At 61.8% G+C, this 267-nt stretch carries 1 protein-coding gene; it reads right to left on the bottom strand.

Annotated elements, in window-relative coordinates:
- The coding region (locus LH128_RS30390) for an IS5/IS1182 family transposase (RefSeq protein ID WP_008833531.1) at window positions 1-267 on the bottom strand (267 nt) is incomplete at both ends.

Genomic DNA, 267 nt, shown 5'->3' with positions numbered 1-267 from the left:
GGATGTGGCGCTTGCGGCCTTTGATCTTCTTTCCCGCATCATAGCCGCAAGGGCCGCCGCTTTGCGTTGTTTTCACCGACTGGCTATCGATCACACCGGCGCTTGGCGAGGCTTCGCGCCCCTCGATCTCCCGCAGGTTCAAGACCAGCACCGTGTTCATGGCCTCGAGCAGACCGGTGTTGCGCCAAACGTAGAAGTAGCGCTGGACCGTCGAAACCGGTGGAAAGCACTTGGGCAGAAGCCTCCAGGCGCAGCCGCTTGCCGCAA

The organism is Sphingomonas sp. LH128 (genome assembly GCF_000293195.2).
GTDB lineage: Bacteria > Pseudomonadota > Alphaproteobacteria > Sphingomonadales > Sphingomonadaceae > Novosphingobium > Novosphingobium resinovorum_A.
This window is presented reverse-complemented; position numbering and strand designations above follow the sequence as displayed.